The sequence below is a fragment of the Synechococcus sp. RS9902 genome (assembly GCF_014279635.1).
Classification (GTDB): domain Bacteria; phylum Cyanobacteriota; class Cyanobacteriia; order PCC-6307; family Cyanobiaceae; genus Parasynechococcus.
The window spans coordinates 44,261-60,419 of sequence record NZ_CP047949.1 but is presented as its reverse complement, the minus strand read 5'-3'; the positions used below and the strand labels follow the sequence as shown (position 1 = coordinate 60,419).

Here is a 16,159-nt window from a genome sequence, read left to right as displayed (position 1 = left end):
GTTCAGGGAGACCCCATCGGTTGATTCCTGAATTGTTCTCCTGTTTGGTGCCCAGCGTTCGATGGCCAAGTTCGACGCCCATCTGAAGTGCTCGTTCTGTGGGAAATCCCAGGACCAGGTGCGCAAGCTGATCGCCGGACCTGGCGTTTACATCTGCGACGAATGCATCGATCTCTGCAACGAGATCCTGGATGAGGAGCTGGTGGATGGCCAGGGCAACCCCCGCCACAGCCATGAGCCGAGCCGGAAGGCCACACCCGCTGCTCGCAAAAGCAGCAAACCGGCCCCGACCCTGGCCTCCATTCCAAGGCCTCAGGACATCAAGAGCTTCCTGGATCAGCAGGTGGTCGGCCAGGACGCGGCCAAGAAGGTGATGTCTGTAGCGGTCTACAACCACTACAAACGTCTGGCCTGGCAGGGGGACGGCCAGGTCGAGACCGAGGAAACGGCGACCCGGTTGCACAAGAGCAACATCCTGCTGATCGGACCCACTGGCTGCGGCAAGACGCTGTTGGCCCAGACCCTGGCCGAGATGCTGGACGTGCCCTTCGCCGTGGCCGATGCCACCACCCTCACCGAAGCGGGCTACGTGGGTGAGGACGTGGAAAACATCCTGCTGCGGCTGCTGCAGAAGGCCGACATGGATGTCGACCAGGCCCAACGGGGGATCATCTACATCGATGAAATCGACAAGATCGCCCGCAAGAGCGAGAACCCCTCGATCACGAGGGATGTGTCCGGCGAAGGTGTGCAGCAGGCCCTGCTGAAAATGCTGGAGGGCACGGTGGCCAACGTGCCGCCACAGGGCGGGCGCAAGCACCCCTATCAGGACTGCATCCAGATCGACACCAGCCAGATTCTGTTCATCTGCGGTGGTGCCTTCGTCGGCCTGGAAGACGTGGTGCAGAAACGCATGGGCCGCAATGCCATCGGCTTCATGCCCAGCGACGGCCGTGGACGCAGCCGCGCCAACCGCGACCTTCAGGCCGCCCAGGTGTTGCGGCACCTGGAGCCGGATGATCTGGTGCGCTATGGCCTGATCCCCGAATTCATCGGCAGGATGCCGGTGAGTGCCGTGCTGGAGCCCCTGGACGAAAGCGCCCTGCAATCGATCCTCACCGAGCCCCGCGATGCCCTGGTGAAGCAGTTCCGCACCCTGCTGAGCATGGACAACGTGCAGCTGCAGTTCGCCGATGACGCCATCGAGGCGATTGCCCAGGAGGCTCACCGGCGCAAGACCGGTGCCCGCGCCCTGCGCGGCATCGTTGAGGAGCTGATGCTGGACCTGATGTACGACCTGCCATCGCAGACATCGGTGAAGGAGTTCACCGTTACCCGGGCAATGGTGGAGGAACACACGGGCGGCAAGGTGCTCCCCCTGCCTGGCACGGAACAACAGAAGACCGCCTGAAATCTTGGCTGCCGCTGACCACCTGGAGGTGCCGCGTCAGCACGGCCTGTTCAACCACCACGGCATCGACCTCGGCGACGGAACCGTCGCCCACTATCTGGAAGGGCGTGAAATCCTGCGCAGCCCCTTGGAGGAGTTCAGCCAGGGGCAACCGCTGCGGGTGATCCACTACGTCGAGGCGTCTCCGCAGGGTGTGACCCTGCGCCGGGCCATGGGGCGTCTGGGGGAACAGGACTACAACCTGCTGTTCAACAACTGCGAGCACTTCGCCACCTGGTGCAAAACCGGACGTCATCGCAGTGCCCAGGTGGATTCCGTGCTGGAGCGGGCCCGTCACTGGAGCGGGCTGATGCCTTCGGCGCTGATGCGGGGCCTGGAGCTCCTGGTGCAACGGGGCCTGCTCGATGACGACGCCCGCGCCATGGCCAGGCGGGGGGTGGAGAAGCTGGAACGCCTGCGCTTCTCGCTGCTGCACAAGTTGGAGGGTCTGCTGGAACGGGCAGGAGAGGGAACGGATCGCCGGCTGTTGCTCACCGGCCAGAGCCTGGCCGATGAACTGACCGCCGTCGAAGATCTGAAACAACGGATTGATGCCCTGCTCCAGCAGCACCCCGCCCTTCCAGGCTCCGATTCCTCTGAGTAATCTCCTCTCAACGCTCGCGGCGCATGAGTTCGGCCTACCAGCCGCTGCATCACAAATATCGGCCCCAGCGCTTTGATCAGCTGGTGGGGCAGGAGGCGATCGCCGCCACCCTCAGCCATGCCCTGACCACCAACCGCATTGCGCCGGCCTATCTGTTCAGTGGGCCCCGGGGCACGGGCAAAACCTCGAGCGCGCGAATCCTGGCCCGCTCGCTCAACTGCCTGAACAGCAACGGACCCACACCGGAACCCTGCGGCACCTGCGAGCTCTGCACCACGATCGCCGCAGGCACAGCCCTGGATGTAATCGAGATCGACGCCGCCTCCAACACGGGCGTCGACAACATCCGCGAACTGATCGAACGCTCCCGCTTCGCCCCGGTGCAGGCCCGCTGGAAGGTGTACGTGGTGGACGAGTGCCACATGCTCTCCACCGCAGCGTTCAACGCCCTGCTGAAAACCCTGGAGGAGCCACCGCCGCAGGTGGTGTTCGTGCTCGCCACCACCGACCCGCAACGGGTGCTGCCGACGATCCTGAGCCGTTGTCAACGCTTTGATTTCAGGCGCATTCCTCTGGATGCCCTCAACAAACATCTCAGCTGGATCGCCGAACAGGAAGCGATCGAAATCAAGCCTGAGGCCATTCATGTGGTGGCCCAGCGGTCCCAGGGAGGCCTGCGGGATGCGGAAAGCCTGCTGGATCAGCTGAGCCTGCTGCCGCCGCCCATCGAAGCCGCTGCGGTGTGGGATCTGCTGGGGGCCGTGCCCGAACAGGAGCTTTTGGAACTGGTGGGGGCCATGAGCAGCGCCGAACCTGTGCAACTGCTGGAGGCCACCCGCAACCTGCTGGACCGGGGGCGGGATCCCGGGGCCGTGCTGCAGGGTCTGGCCGGAATGCTGCGGGATCTGGTGTTGATGGCGGCCGCTCCAGACCGACTGGAACTCACCAGCGTTTCGCCCCAGTTCCGCGAGCAGCTGCCCGCCCTCGCCAAGGCCATCGGCCGGGCCCACTTGCTGCAATGGCAGGCCCAACTGCGCGGCACCGAGCAACAACTGCGCCAAAGCGTGCAGCCGCGCCTGTGGCTGGAAGTGCTGCTTTTGGGGTTGCTGGCGGAACCAACCACGACCGCAGCAGCATCCACAACCGCTGCCCCCCGTCCAAACCAGGGGGTTGCAGCGCCAGCAGCACAGCCACCAGTGGCAGCAGCGCCAGCAGTCACTCCTCCGGTCACTGCACAGGCCGAGACTCCTCCACCGCCCCCAGCCCACACAAAAGCGCCGGCATCTCCGCAGGCCGCCCAAGAACCTGCAGCAGCCTCACCGCAACTGCCCAACCTCTCAGGAGGTGAGGTCAATCTGGCGGAACTCTGGCAACAGATCCTCGGCAGCCTCGAACTGCCATCGACACGGATGCTGCTGTCGCAGCAGGCGCAGTTGGTGCGGCTCGATGCCAACCGTGCCGTGGTGCAGGTGGCGGGCAACTGGATGAGCATGGTGCAAACCCGCTCCAACCTCTTGGAACAAGCGGTGGCCAAAGCCCTGGGCGGCAATCGGCAATTGGTGCTGGAAGCCAGCAGCGGATCAGTGGCGCCTGCCCCTGTGGTGTCTCCTCCCACTCCGAAACCGGTCACGCCTCCTGTGATTCCACCAATCGCGCCCCCTGCAACACCAACAGCGGCAACCAACCCACCAAAGCCTCAGCCCAACCCAGAGGCTGACCCGGTTCCGCCACCAGCTCGAGTCGCAGGAGCAGTTGCATCTCCCAAGCCAGCGGTTGAAGCGAAAGCGCCTCAACGTGAACAGCCAATCGCCCGGCCAAGCGAAGAAAGGCCCAAGCCAGAGCCTCAGGCACCACCCACCGCAGCTACTGATATTGACCGCCATGCGAAAACTCTGGCCAACTTCTTCAACGGGGAGGTTCTGGCCGTTGAAGAAGTTGGAACAGGAACCAATAAACAACAAAGCGAAGAAAAAAATCCTGAGCAGCTGCGATAACAGAACGCCAGGCCCAACGGTGCAAGGGGGATGTTTGCGGCTGCAGAGCAAGCACAATTAGCAGCTATTAACAAGCAATCAATCCTTTCCGATGCCGATGGAGACACACTCTCCTTCGCCATCACGGGCGGCTCCACCACTGATGGAACATCCACACTCGCTGGTTCCTACGACTCCCTCTCCCTCAACACCTCCACCGGCGCTTACTCCTACACACCAAACTCCGACGCCGTAGAAGCTCTCGATGACGGCGATTCCGTCGCCGATTCCTTCACCGTCACCGCCTCTGACGGCACTGAAACAACTTCAGCCACCTACACCGTCAACCTCACTGGCGCTGACGAGGGCTTCATCGTCATCACCCCCACTCCTACAGCAACCAGTGATGCCTCCCAGACCATCTCCAACACGTCCTCCAGCAAAAGCGGCTCTGCCCCACTCGTTGAAAACTCCGGCAACAACGGCAACGTTGTGACCGCCACGCTTCCCTCTGGTGTGTCAATCACATCAGAGGGATCGGCAGAGACTCAATCCACAAACGAGGCAGAGGAGTCCCTTGTTCAAGCCATCAGCATGCGAGACACCTCCGCAGCTGAAGCAGAAGGCCTGATCCAAGGGGTGGAAAGCTTCATCAACAGCCTGCCCAGCACCTCCAATATCGATGTAAGGACCATCATCCCCACCTCTGTATCCACAACGCCGGGACAACCCATCGTCATCTCAGGAACCACCGCTCAACCAACAGGCACCGGTTCAGGATCCAACAGCAATAGCGAAAGCAACACCCAGAAAGACGCGTTCGTGATCGATCTCACCCAGATGCCCTTGACTACAACCACGCAGTTGGAGCTTCACAACATCGATCTCGCCGTCATCGTCGGACCAGCGGTGATCACAGGTGGCACGGGCAGCAACGTTGTAATCGGGGATAATTCCGAACAACTCATCGTGCTCGGAGAAGACGATGACACCCTCGATGGTGGGGGGGGCAATGACACCATCGGATCCGCTGCAGGCGATGACCTCCTCATCGGTGGTGAAGGTCACGACTCGATTTTTGGTGGTAAGGGCGATGACCGCCTCCAAGGCGGCAAGGGCAAGGACCGATTGAACGGAGGCGCGAATCGCGATTTGCTAATAGGAGGGCGCGGTCACGATGCTCTACGCGGAGCCGATGGCAGTGACACCCTGATCGGCGACAGTGGCAAGGAACGACTCTTCGGCGGCGCACACAACGACATCCTCAGGGGAGAGCGCGGAAAGGACCGCTTGCGGGGAGGAGAAGGCAACGACAGACTTAATGGTGGCCCCGGCAGGGACATCCTCAGCGGCGAAAAGGGAGCCGATCGATTTGAAATTTCCGCAGGAAAAGATTCAATTACTGACTACAATCCAACCGAAGGCGACAAACTTGTTTTCCCTAAACATCTTGAACTATCGATCACAGATACTGGCAAAAATATCATTTTGATCAACAAATCGAATTCAATTCATACGACCCTTCTGAACACAGATCTTGAGACAATCATTGCGCATAATCCACAACTTGCATAAACAGACAGAAAGTCTGTACACCAAAGGCAAGCGATTCAGAGCCAATGGATAAGCCACAGTGGCATTACCGGGAGTCGACCAGAAAAGCCCAGGGCTATTAAAGAAAAAACTTGTTGCAAATAACCAAACAATCCCAGAATTACTAAGGGGCATTCACAGTTTTGAGTTCCGATCCATGACTTGTTTTGGCCCAGACCAAGCGCTTGGGGAGCAGTGACATCCGCAGCGTCACCCAGGGAATCACCACAAACCAGTGGCCGAGGTAGGCAATCGCCACAAGGAGATTGGCCAGGCTTGCTGAGGGGATCTCCGGCCCCTCGCTACCACCGCGACAGCCGCGCCAATAGGCCAGACCTGAAACGCTGAAGGCCACCACAGACAAGGGCCAGTAGACCGGCAGGCTGCGGATGATCAGAGCCGTACTCAGATCAGCGAAGGACACCACCGGCAGGGCGTACTGGAGCAGAAAAAAGGCAGTCAAATCCCAACGCTGACGAAGACTGACCTGGGCCGACGTCAGCACAGGCCAGTAGTCAAAGAAGCGCTGCAATCCGCCTTCCGCCCAGCGCTGCCGTTGTTTCCACAGGGCCTGGAGATCGGGAACCGCCTCTTCCTGGACCGGAGGGTCCCACAACAATCCAACCAAGGCCCCATGGGTCAGCAGGCGGAAGCTGAGATCCAAGTCATCGGTGACGGTGTCTTCATTGAAACCACCGCTGGACTCGAGCACGGAGCGCTTGATCAGCTGTCCGTTCCCCCGCAGTTCCGCCACGCCTCCATTAGCCAGTCGGCCCGACTGGATCACCGCATCCAGAGCCATCTCCATCGCCTGGGACCGGGTCAACCAATTGCGATCGGCATCAATCACGGCCTTGCGCAGCTGCACCGCCGACCAGCCACCCTCCAGGGCGTAGGGAACAAGGCGCTCAAGCAAGTCGTCCTGCAACTGAGCATCCGCATCAAGCACCAGCAGCCACTCACCTTTGAGACAGCCCAAAGCGGTGTTGAGCGCGCCCGACTTGCCCCCACCGGCATTGCGCTGGCGATGGATCACGTTCAGCTCAGGGTGCTGCACGGCCAGATCGTCCAGCAGCTCAGAGGTTCGATCAAGACTGCCGTCGTCGATCACCCAGGTGGTGAGCTGCCCGGACGGATAACGCAGTGAAGTAAGCCGTTCCACCAAACGCTGCACCACCGCCTCTTCGTCGCGGGCGGCCACCACCACATCAAGGCTGGGAAGCTTCGCCCGATCAATCTCCGGCACAGACTCCGATGACCCACGAGTCAGCTGCCCGCGCATGACGGAACGGAGGCCATAGCCCCCAAGCATCAGGGCAAGGCTGATGGCGGGCCAGAGCGAACGGGCGGAGTCCAGCCAGTGGGGAGCAGCACCAGCACATCCGCATGCGAACAGGAACGCTGCCGATTTCACCCGACGGTGATCACCCGATGTGGCGTTCGAGCTCATCCAGCTGCCCAGGTGGGAAGGACTTTAAGGGGACTGCATCAGTCTTGAGAGTGGGCCGTAGACAGTCCCTGGGTAGTAATGGCTCAGGATCCGCTCCACAGGCCAGCCACGCCAGGCCAGATCAATGGCTCCAGCCTGCGACAAACCAGCCCCATGGCCAAAGCCACCACCAACCACCAACCAGCGTTCAGTCCCCTGAGGCTCCAAGACGAACAGGGTGCTGGGCAGCGTGCGGAGGGTCCGGCGAATGGCATCCAACTTGAGAATGACCGGAGCGGCGTCGCTGCTGCCTGAGATCTGCAAGGCCAGCACCCTGCCGCTGGCGCCCCGCTCGAGCACCTTCAATTTCAAAGGCGAAACCAGCGAGTCTGCGGCTGCGCCGAGGGACTGACGCAAGGTCGGACCCGAAAGGATTCGGGTCCAGCGGAAGCGGGGGTGCCGCTGGCCAAAGGCCCCGCTGCGATCCGCCAGCAGCGCCTGCACCGCCTGGCGCTGCTGCAGGGGCAAGGGATGACGGTTTCTCCAGCCCTCATCCCCATCCGGCTGCGCACGCAAATAAGTGGTGGGCTGCATAGCCCAGGCTTCCGGCCCGGCAGCCATCACCCCGCCATTCGTGGCGTGATAAACGGCGCTGATCGGCTGATTGTTCAGGCTGAGCAACTTGCCCTGAGTGGCTGCAATCGCCTCGCGCACAGCAGCTCCCGCATGGCGGGGATCGCTGTAAACCTGACACTGGGTGTCGCTGCAGAGGTGATAGCCATCAACGCTGAAGCGATGGCTGTTGGCCAGGGCCCAGGTGCGCGCCAGAACGGTCTGGGCCTGCAACGCCGCCATCGGTGAACCAGCACCGATCTCATGGGGCACCACCCCCTCGAGGTAACGCTCCACCGGCACCTGCTCCACCAGCGTCCAGCTGCCGTAGGCATCCCTTTGCAAGCGGAAGGGCCCCTCAAAACGTCCACCCGCCCAGAGCAACCCATCCGAGGCCTTAATCAAGAGAGGTCCTTGCAGGGGGCGCTCACCCTCCAGCGTCTGCAACACCGGTTCGACGGTGCTGGTGACGGTGCCTTGCCAATCGCGCACGGCCAGACCGTCGGGAACAGGCGAGCTCTCCGGCGCCCACACCTCCCACTCCTTGGGATGGGCCACCTCGGCCGCAACTCCAAGAGCACGCCAACGGGAGGCGACACGATCCGCCGACTCAAAGCTGGCGTAGGGACCTGCAATCCGGCGGGCCAACTTGAGCGGACGGGCCAAGGCAACGCTTCGCCAGGTGATCACGAAACCTGAACCAATGCCTTGCTCCCCGGTGGCGTCGCGAAGGCTGAGCGATCCGGCAAAGGCACGCAGGTTCAAAGCAGCGGCAGTCGCCGTGGCACCAAGGTGATCCTCCAAGGCCACCCAGAGCACCGGTTCATGACCTTCAACCCGCGGTGGGTCAGCGACGGAACGGTGCGTCGCCCGCTGAACCGGTTCCACCACCGGGGGCTCAGACACGGCGGATTGCAGGCCATCACCCTGCTCACGGGCGCGGCAGCCCAGGCCCACGCAAAGCAGCAATGTGAGCGTCAGGAACCGAATCATTCAGCAGGGGGCACGTCGGGACGTATTGTTGTCGTTTGTGTCCGAACGAGCAGACCAATGCCCAAGCTGAAGACCCGCAAAGCTGCCGCGAAGCGGTTCAAAGCAACCGGCACTGGCAAATTTCTGCGTCGTCGCGCTTTCCGGAACCACCTGCTGGACCACAAAACGCCCAAGCAGAAGCGTCATCTGGCCACCAAGGCCGTGGTGGACCGCACCGATGAAGAGCGCGTGACCCTGATGATGCCCTACGCCTGAGCACAGCCGCTCAGACGAGACCGTTCAACAAGACCTGATCCAACCCTTCCAACCTCATGGCCCGCGTCAAGAGAGGCAACGTCGCCCGTAAACGCCGCAACAAGATCCTGCGGCTGGCCCGTGGCTTCCGTGGTGGCAACGGAACCCTGTTCCGTACAGCAAACCAGCGGGTGATGAAAGCCCTCTGCAATGCTTACCGCGATCGTCGTCGTCGCAAGCGCGATTTCCGTCGCCTCTGGATTGCCCGCATCAACGCAGCTGCCCGCCTCAATGGTGTGAGCTACAGCCGTCTGATGGGCGGTCTCAAGAAGGCCGATGTGCGCCTGAACCGCAAGATGCTGGCTCAGCTGGCAGTTGTTGACCCCGGCAGCTTCACCAACGTCGTGGCTGCAGCTAAGAGCTGAATTTCCCAACCGTGAACCTGCTGCCCCAGACCTACCTGCTGGGCCTGGTCGGCCTGCTTGCCATCGTTGCGGTGGTGGTGGGCCGACAATTTTTTCGTGTGCGTCGTGATGAAGCACGCCTGATTGAGCTCGAGAAATCCGACACGGCCTCGTCACGACAGGCATCTGACCTCTACGAACTCGGATCCGTTCAATTGCGAAAGCGGTTGTACCCGCAGGCGGCTGCCACCTTGAACCAGGCCCTAAAACGCCTGAGTGGTGAGCCGGATGAAGCCCGTGCGCTGATCGAAAACGCGCTCGGCTTTGCTTTGGCAGCACAAAAGGATTACTCCGGTGCCACCAAGCACTACAAGCTTGCTCTGAAGGCGAAAGCGGACTACCCCGTCGCCCTCAACAACCTGGCTTTTGCTCAGGAGAAGCTGCTGAAGGACGCTGAGGCGATCTCCCTCTACGAGCAGACACTTCAACTGGAACCCGACAACGCTACTGCGAAGAAAGGGCTGAAGAAACTCAAACGGCGGAACAGCTGAGTTCTTTCAGATCTCCTTGTTGCCTCACAAAAATATGGTCACCAGAGCGGCTGAACCGGGGGTTCTTCTTCACAGCCACTGGTCAACGCCAGACGTCCACCCACTCCAGTGCTGGGATTGGCCACGTTAATCAGACGAGGTGCCTGCCAGCTGGTGGGACTGAACATCTGCAGGCCAAGGAAGACGCCACCGGGCTCAAGGCCGGCAATCAAAGGATCCGCCAAGGGAATGAGATCAAGCTGATCCGACCTGGCATGGAGATTGCCTTGTACCGGTGTGGTCACGGAGCCAAGGGTCATCGTGCCCCGAAGGTCCACCATCTGGCCCATGGCCGTCATCTGGGTGATGTCCAACGTGACATCAACGGTGGGATTTTCATCAAAGGGTTCAAACGTGCCGCACCATTGGCGGGGCAGCGATACCGCCAACTCAGCAGCGCGTGCGACAGGGTCGAAGCTCTCGACTTCGATGGCATCGAGCTCCAGAGGAACCGCCAGCTGAATCGGATCCAGAGGCAGCTGAGGGTTGGTCTTAAACGGCACCTGGCTGCCAACCGGGAGATCCATGGCGAGCAGGAACGGCATGGAAGACGATGGATGATGCAGGAACGGTAGGCCCTTTTGCTCAGACGCGTCATGGATTCGCCCTCCCCCAGCTCCGACCCCCTGACCATCGGCGGACGTCAGTTCAACAGCCGCCTGTTCACGGGCACCGGCAAATATCCATCCATGGCATCGATGCAGCAGAGCATCGAGCGATCCGGCTGCGACATGGTCACGGTGGCCGTGCGCCGGGTGCAGACCGTGGCCGCAGGCCATGAGGGCCTGATGGAAGCCATTGATTGGCGGCGGATCTGGATGCTGCCCAACACGGCGGGCTGCACCGATGCCGAAGAGGCAGTGCGCGTGGCACGGCTTGGACGGGAGCTGGCCAAGCTGGCTGGACAGGAGGACAACACCTTCGTGAAGCTGGAGGTGATTCCTGACTACCGGCATCTTCTGCCCGATCCGATCGGCACCCTGAACGCCGCAGAACAACTGGTGAAGGAAGGGTTCACAGTTCTGCCTTACATCAATGCAGATCCCCTGCTGGCCAAACGGCTGGAGGAGGTCGGATGCGCCACGGTGATGCCTCTGGGCTCTCCGATCGGCTCGGGTCAGGGACTCAACAATGCCGCCAACATCGGTTTAATCATCGAAAACGCCGGGGTTCCAGTGGTGGTGGATGCCGGCATTGGTGTTCCAAGCGAGGCGGCACAGGCCCTCGAAATGGGCGCCGATGCCGTGCTGGTCAACAGCGCCATCGCCCTGGCGGGCGACCCCGCCGCCATGGCCGAGGCCATGGGCCAAGCGGTGATGGCCGGGCGGACCGCCCACCTCTCCGGGCGCTTGCCGCGGAGGGATCAGGCCTCTGCCAGCTCACCGACCACGGGCCTGGTGCAGTCACCCCAATGAAGTGAAGAGACGTGAAGTGAGGTGAAGCTTGCTTCACAAAGGCAGGCAATGAGCATTTGGACTCATAAGGTCCGACCAGTCGCATTGGACCCATGTCGGTCACCACGGAAGACGGCGGTCGTCTCAACGCCTTCGCCAAGGAGCCACGCATGGAGGTGATGGACGTCGCCACCAGCCAGAGCCGTAACCGCAGCTCAATGATGATGCTGGTGAGCGGTGGATTGATCGTGGCCGCGATGGTGGCGGTGACCGTCGCCATCAGCTGAGACGGTTCACACTGAAAATCCCTGTAGTAGCTTGCCAAGACTGAGCATCACGCTCGTTCCAGCAGGAGTTTGGGGTGAAAGTTCTCGTTCTCGGCGGTGACGGCTTCTGCGGCTGGCCCTGTGCGGTGAACCTGGCGGATCAGGGCCACGACGTTCTGATCGTGGACAACCTCAGCCGTCGCAAGATCGACGTCGACCTTGAAGTTGAGTCGCTGACGCCGATCGTGAGCATCGGTGAGCGCCTCAAAGCCTGGGAGGAAACCGGCGGCAAGCCGATGAGGTTTGTCCACATGGACATCGCCCATGAGTACCAGCGGTTGCTGGATCTGCTCCAGCAGGAGCGCCCGGATTCCGTGGTCCACTTCGCTGAACAGCGGGCCGCCCCCTATTCGATGAAGAGCAGCGCCACCAAGCGCTACACCGTCGATAACAACGTCAACGGCACCCACAACCTGCTGGCGGCCATCGTTGAAAGCGGTCAAGACATCCACGTGGTGCACCTCGGCACGATGGGCGTCTACGGCTATGGCTCCCACCGCGGCGCCACCATCCCTGAGGGCTACCTCAAGGTGGAAGTGCCCCAGCCCGACGGCAGCCGCTTCGAAGAGGAAATCCTCCACCCGGCAAGCCCAGGCAGCGTCTATCACATGACGAAGACGCTCGACCAGCTGCTCTTCCTCTACTACAACAAGAACGACAAGGTCCGCATCACCGACCTGCACCAGGGCATCGTCTGGGGAACCAACACCGATGCCACAGACCGTGACCCGCGGCTCACCAATCGCTTTGATTACGACGGCGATTACGGCACGGTGCTGAACCGCTTCCTGATGCAAGCCGCCATCGGCTATCCGCTCACCGTTCATGGAACCGGGGGCCAGACCCGCGCCTTCATCCACATCCGCGATTCCGTGCGCTGCGTCCAGCTGGCGCTGGAAAACCCTCCGGAACAAGGGGAGCGGGTGAAGATCTTCAACCAGATGACCGAAAGCCATCAGGTGGGTGAACTGGCCAAGAAGGTGGCCGCCCTCACCGACGCTCAAGTCAACAACCTGCCCAACCCCCGCAACGAGGCCGTTGAAAACGACCTGATCGTGGACAACCGCTGCTTCATCGAGCTGGGCCTCAACCCCACCACCCTCGATGACGGCCTGCTGAAGGAAGTGGTGGAGATCGCCACCCGCTACGCCGACCGTTGCGACCGGAACCGCATCCTCTGCACCTCCGCTTGGACCAAAACCCAGGCCCAGGCCATCGGCACCGCGTCCTGATCGAGCTTCATCCTTGAAAGTCGCCTTCTTCACCGAAACCTTCCTGCCGAAGGTCGATGGCATCGTCACCCGTCTCACCAAGACGGTGAAGCATCTGGTGGACGCCGGCGATGAGGTGGTGGTCTTCTGCCCGGAAGGCTGTCCGGAGGAGTACATGGGGGCACGCCTGATCGGCGTGCCGGCGATGCCGTTGCCGCTCTATCCCGAGCTCAAACTGGCCTTGCCTCGCCCGGCAGTGTCAGACGCGATCGATGCGTTTCAACCCGATCTGATCCACGTTGTGAACCCGGCGGTGCTGGGTCTCGGCGGCATCTGGCTCGCGAAGAACAAAGGCATCCCTCTGGTGGCGAGTTATCACACCCACCTGCCCAAGTACCTCGAGCACTACGGCTTGGGAATGCTGGAGCCACTCCTGTGGGAGATGCTCAAGGCCGCCCACAACCAGGCCCTGCTCAATCTGTGCACCTCCACCGCCATGGTGAAGGAGCTCAGCGACAAAGGCATTCAGCACACTGATCTGTGGCAGCGGGGTGTGGACACGGAGTTGTTCCGTCCCGAGCTGCGCAGCGCGGAGCTGCGCCAGCGGCTTCTCGGCGGCCATGACGACCGTGGTGCGCTGCTGCTCTACGTCGGCCGCCTCTCCGCGGAGAAGCAGATCGAACGAATCCGCCCTGTGCTGGAGGCCCTTCCCGATGCACGGCTGGCCCTCGTGGGCGATGGTCCCCACCGCCAACAACTGGAGAAGCACTTCGAGGGAACCGCCACCACCTTCGTCGGCTATCTCGCCGGGGACGACCTGGCAGGCGCCTACGCCAGCGGCGATGCCTTCCTCTTCCCCTCCAGCACAGAGACGCTGGGGCTGGTGCTGCTGGAAGCGATGGCAGCCGGTTGTCCCGTGGTCGGTGCCAACCGTGGCGGCATCCCCGACATCATCACCGACGGGGTTAACGGCTGCCTCTATGAACCCGACGGCGCCGATGGTGGCGCTGCAAGCCTGATCGAAGCCACCCGCCGCCTGCTGGGCAACGACCTGGAACGCCAGGCCCTGCGCAGCGCTGCCCGCGCCGAAGCCGAGCGCTGGGGCTGGGCAGGCGCCACCGAACAACTGCGGACCTACTACCGCACGGTGCTGTCAGCGCCTCAACTCACGGCTGCCTAGCGCTGCCGGGTCCGCTCCCACTCCGCCAGCACCTTCTTGGCCATCGGCAGAGCGTGGACCGACCCACCTCCAGGGGTGTTCTGGGCAAAGGCCACCACCACGATCTTGCCGTCGGGATAGGGGGCATAGCAGCCAAACCAGGCGTGATCAGGCCCTCCCGTGCTGTCTTCAGCCGTTCCGGTTTTGCCAGCCGCCGCAGGAATGCCAGGGCCATTGAGGCCGGCACCAGTTCCGGCCTCCACCACTTTGCGCAGGCCCTCCCGGATCGTCTGCAACGTTGATGGCTTCATCGCCACCTTGGTGCGGTGCTCCGGACTCATCCAGTCGCTGTCGCCGGCGGCGAGATGCGGCGTCACCAACCAACCGCCATTGGCGAACACCGCATAGGCGCGGGCCAACTGCAAGGGAGTGATCTGCACAACGGACTGACCGATGGAGGCACTGGCCATGTCCTCAGGGATCCATGGAGTGGTGCCGGGATCGGTCCAGCCGCGGCCACGGGCAGCCCAGTCTTCATCTCCCACCAGGCCGACGCTCTCTTCCCAGACGATCTCAATGCCGGTTTTCTGCTGGAAGCCCAACTGATCAGCCGCCTGTTTGAGGGCCTTGGAGCCGACCCCAACGCCCACTTGGTAGAAGAAGGTGTTGCTGGAGAAACGCAGGGCATCCGCATAGCCGATATGGCCGAAGCCAGCCCCGTTGTGATCCGGAAAGCAATGGCCGCCGTAGGTGATGCAGGCCGTGGTGTGGAGCTTGGTGTCAGGCGGGAATTGGCCCGACTCCATGCCCGCCATCGCCGTCACCGGCTTCCAGGTGCTGCCGGGGTCATAGGGATTCATGGCCCGGGACAGCAATGGCTTCTTCGGATTGGAGAAGAGGGCGTCGTACTCCTTCTGGGTGGTGATCAGCTTGGAGAAGAAGTTCGGATCAAAACTGGGACGACTGGCCAAAGCCAACACGGCACCCGTTGCCGCCTCCAGCGCCACCACGGCGCCACCGGGCTTGTCGGCCAGCGCCTGCTCCGCCACCCGCTGCAGATCCAGGTCGAGGGTGAGCACCAGATCCTTTCCTGCTTGAGAGGGTCGATCGCCCAGGTTGCGCTGGACCTCGCCCATGGCATTCACCTCAAGCATCTGGCCGCCCCACTTCCCGCGCAGATGGCGCTCGTAAGCCGCTTCAACACCGGTACGACCAATCCGATCGCGGATCTTGTAACCCTTCTCCGCCAGGATTTCGAATTCGCTTTCCGTGATCGGCTGGGTGTAGCCGAGGGCATGGGCCGCCAGGGTTCCATTGGGATAGGAGCGCAGGATGTCGACATCCACCTGGGCACCCCGCAACCCCAGGGCCTGTTCACGGAAGCGCAGCACCTGTTCCGGCTTGAGATCGAGGGCCAACGTGGTGCGGTAACCATCCCGATCCAGGCCCTTTTGGCGGCGCTGGTCGAGCAGATCAGGCTTCAAATTCAGCAGCCGTGCCAGACGATCCCTCAGATCAGGCCAGTCGTCATCGCTGACCAGACGCGGCTCGAGATACAGGGAGTAGGTGAGCTTGCTGGTGGCCAGGACCCGGCCTTTGCGATCAAGCAACCGACCGCGAATGGGCGAACGGGGCACAAGACGGATGCGGTTTTCATCCGCCAGTTCGCGAAAGCGCGCCCCCTCCAGCAGCTGCATCCAGACAAGACGGCTGACCATGGCGCTGCAGAACAGCAACACCAGCATCAGCAGCACCAGGGGTTGCTGACGCAAACCGGTCTGACGGTGCTGGGCGGAACGGGTCATTCCTGTTGCTGCGCTGGCAAGCGGCGGCGCAACTCCTCGAGGCGCTCTTCGATCCGCCGCAAGGTGGGCAGCAAGTCGTCGGGGCGGTCCTGTTCGACTGTTGCCGGTTCGTCAACAGAAACCGAGACCGGCATCACCGGATTGCCCAGCCCGGGGCTCACGGCATCAAGCTGTTCTCGAACATCGCGCGCCACAGGCTCCCCTTCCTGACGCAAATCAGCGATGGGGTCCTCCGACCCCGCCGTGAAGGCCTCCACCACCTTGCCGGGACCCCCTTGCCGGGCCCGCTCCAGCACGGCCAGCCCCACAGGGAGCACGTCCTGCATCAAGGACAGACGCAACTGATCGAGCGGGTTGTCGGAGTTGGAATCGGCGGCCATGG

General features: G+C 62.2%; 16 protein-coding genes. 11 read left to right on the top strand and 5 right to left on the bottom strand.

Annotated elements, in window-relative coordinates:
* Positions 1–61: 61 nt before the first annotated feature.
* Genes clpX through SynRS9902_RS00310 form a run of 4 tightly spaced genes read left to right on the top strand, consistent with a single transcriptional unit; the run spans position 62 to position 5,602 of the window.
* On the top strand, positions 62–1,411 hold the full coding sequence (gene clpX, locus SynRS9902_RS00325) for an ATP-dependent protease ATP-binding subunit ClpX (RefSeq protein ID WP_186509552.1): 1,350 nt from the start codon (positions 62–64) through the stop codon (positions 1,409–1,411).
* Positions 1,412–1,415: 4 nt separating this feature from the next.
* Entirely contained in the window at positions 1,416–2,054 is a 639-nt protein-coding gene (locus SynRS9902_RS00320; RefSeq protein ID WP_186509551.1) for a lecithin retinol acyltransferase family protein, read from the top strand.
* A gap of 23 nt (positions 2,055–2,077) precedes the next feature.
* Positions 2,078–4,048 carry a DNA polymerase III subunit gamma/tau gene (locus SynRS9902_RS00315; RefSeq protein WP_186509550.1) on the top strand — a complete coding sequence of 657 codons (1,971 nt, stop codon included), beginning with the start codon at positions 2,078–2,080 and terminating at the stop codon, positions 4,046–4,048.
* Positions 4,049–4,078: 30 nt separating this feature from the next.
* On the top strand, positions 4,079–5,602 hold the full coding sequence (locus SynRS9902_RS00310) for a VCBS domain-containing protein (RefSeq protein WP_186509549.1): 1,524 nt from the start codon (positions 4,079–4,081) through the stop codon (positions 5,600–5,602).
* 142 nt (positions 5,603–5,744) lie between these two features.
* Here the strand turns inward: SynRS9902_RS00310 and SynRS9902_RS00305 are convergent, their stop codons facing one another.
* Positions 5,745–7,070 carry a glycosyltransferase family 2 protein gene (locus tag SynRS9902_RS00305; protein ID WP_186509548.1) on the bottom strand — a complete coding sequence of 442 codons (1,326 nt, stop codon included), beginning with the start codon at positions 7,068–7,070 and terminating at the stop codon, positions 5,745–5,747.
* A 24-nt stretch (positions 7,071–7,094) separates the two neighbouring features.
* Positions 7,095–8,654 (bottom strand): SpoIID/LytB domain-containing protein, encoded by a 1,560-nt coding sequence (locus SynRS9902_RS00300; RefSeq protein WP_186509547.1) that lies wholly within the window; start codon positions 8,652–8,654, stop codon positions 7,095–7,097.
* Between the two features lie 57 nt (positions 8,655–8,711).
* Here SynRS9902_RS00300 and rpmI point away from each other — a divergent pair, with 57 nt between their 5' ends.
* The 3 genes from rpmI to SynRS9902_RS00285 are packed head-to-tail and all read left to right on the top strand — an operon-like array spanning position 8,712 to position 9,843.
* Positions 8,712–8,909, top strand: coding sequence for a 50S ribosomal protein L35 (rpmI, locus tag SynRS9902_RS00295; protein WP_006852081.1), 198 nt, complete (start codon positions 8,712–8,714; stop codon positions 8,907–8,909).
* Positions 8,910–8,965: 56 nt separating this feature from the next.
* Positions 8,966–9,313, top strand: coding sequence for a 50S ribosomal protein L20 (gene rplT / locus SynRS9902_RS00290; protein ID WP_011363098.1), 348 nt, complete (start codon positions 8,966–8,968; stop codon positions 9,311–9,313).
* Positions 9,314–9,324: 11 nt separating this feature from the next.
* Positions 9,325–9,843, top strand: a complete 519-nt coding sequence (locus tag SynRS9902_RS00285; protein WP_186509546.1) for a hypothetical protein — start codon at positions 9,325–9,327, stop codon at positions 9,841–9,843.
* Between the two features lie 38 nt (positions 9,844–9,881).
* On the opposite strand, the gene SynRS9902_RS00280 is transcribed toward SynRS9902_RS00285, so the two are convergent.
* The gene (locus SynRS9902_RS00280; RefSeq protein ID WP_186509545.1) at positions 9,882–10,427 is read right to left on the bottom strand and encodes a hypothetical protein; all 546 of its coding nucleotides are present in this window, start codon (positions 10,425–10,427) and stop codon (positions 9,882–9,884) included.
* A gap of 51 nt (positions 10,428–10,478) precedes the next feature.
* Here SynRS9902_RS00280 and SynRS9902_RS00275 point away from each other — a divergent pair, with 51 nt between their 5' ends.
* The 4 genes from SynRS9902_RS00275 (at position 10,479) to SynRS9902_RS00260 (ending at position 13,993) form a co-directional block, all read left to right on the top strand.
* A complete protein-coding gene (locus SynRS9902_RS00275; protein ID WP_186509544.1) occupies positions 10,479–11,297 on the top strand; it encodes a thiazole synthase in 819 nt (272 codons plus the stop codon).
* 92 nt (positions 11,298–11,389) lie between these two features.
* Positions 11,390–11,563, top strand: a complete 174-nt coding sequence (gene psb34 / locus SynRS9902_RS00270; protein ID WP_114988853.1) for a photosystem II assembly protein Psb34 — start codon at positions 11,390–11,392, stop codon at positions 11,561–11,563.
* 74 nt (positions 11,564–11,637) lie between these two features.
* Positions 11,638–12,834 carry an NAD-dependent epimerase/dehydratase family protein gene (locus SynRS9902_RS00265; RefSeq protein ID WP_186509543.1) on the top strand — a complete coding sequence of 399 codons (1,197 nt, stop codon included), beginning with the start codon at positions 11,638–11,640 and terminating at the stop codon, positions 12,832–12,834.
* Positions 12,835–12,847: 13 nt separating this feature from the next.
* Positions 12,848–13,993, top strand: a complete 1,146-nt coding sequence (locus SynRS9902_RS00260) for a glycosyltransferase family 1 protein (RefSeq protein ID WP_115009694.1) — start codon at positions 12,848–12,850, stop codon at positions 13,991–13,993.
* Here the strand turns inward: SynRS9902_RS00260 and mrdA are convergent.
* Positions 13,990–15,777 (bottom strand): penicillin-binding protein 2, encoded by a 1,788-nt coding sequence (gene mrdA / locus SynRS9902_RS00255; RefSeq protein ID WP_186509542.1) that lies wholly within the window; start codon positions 15,775–15,777, stop codon positions 13,990–13,992. The genes SynRS9902_RS00260 and mrdA overlap by 4 nt on opposite strands.
* A complete protein-coding gene (locus SynRS9902_RS00250) occupies positions 15,774–16,157 on the bottom strand; it encodes a hypothetical protein (RefSeq protein WP_186509541.1) in 384 nt (127 codons plus the stop codon). Before SynRS9902_RS00250 ends, mrdA begins: the two co-directional genes overlap by 4 nt.
* Positions 16,158–16,159 lie beyond the last annotated feature (2 nt).

Coding starts and splice junctions, on each gene's coding strand:
- clpX (WP_186509552.1), top strand. CDS start 62: ATGGCCAAGTTCGACGCCCATCTGAAGTGCTCGTTCTGTGGGAAATCC.
- SynRS9902_RS00315 (WP_186509550.1), top strand. CDS start 2,078: ATGAGTTCGGCCTACCAGCCGCTGCATCACAAATATCGGCCCCAGCGC.
- SynRS9902_RS00310 (WP_186509549.1), top strand. CDS start 4,079: ATGTTTGCGGCTGCAGAGCAAGCACAATTAGCAGCTATTAACAAGCAA.
- SynRS9902_RS00305 (WP_186509548.1), bottom strand. CDS start 7,070: ATGAGCTCGAACGCCACATCGGGTGATCACCGTCGGGTGAAATCGGCA.
- SynRS9902_RS00300 (WP_186509547.1), bottom strand. CDS start 8,654: ATGATTCGGTTCCTGACGCTCACATTGCTGCTTTGCGTGGGCCTGGGC.
- rpmI (WP_006852081.1), top strand. CDS start 8,712: ATGCCCAAGCTGAAGACCCGCAAAGCTGCCGCGAAGCGGTTCAAAGCA.
- rplT (WP_011363098.1), top strand. CDS start 8,966: ATGGCCCGCGTCAAGAGAGGCAACGTCGCCCGTAAACGCCGCAACAAG.
- SynRS9902_RS00280 (WP_186509545.1), bottom strand. CDS start 10,427: ATGCCGTTCCTGCTCGCCATGGATCTCCCGGTTGGCAGCCAGGTGCCG.
- SynRS9902_RS00275 (WP_186509544.1), top strand. CDS start 10,479: ATGGATTCGCCCTCCCCCAGCTCCGACCCCCTGACCATCGGCGGACGT.
- psb34 (WP_114988853.1), top strand. CDS start 11,390: ATGTCGGTCACCACGGAAGACGGCGGTCGTCTCAACGCCTTCGCCAAG.
- mrdA (WP_186509542.1), bottom strand. CDS start 15,777: ATGACCCGTTCCGCCCAGCACCGTCAGACCGGTTTGCGTCAGCAACCC.
- SynRS9902_RS00250 (WP_186509541.1), bottom strand. CDS start 16,157: ATGGCCGCCGATTCCAACTCCGACAACCCGCTCGATCAGTTGCGTCTG.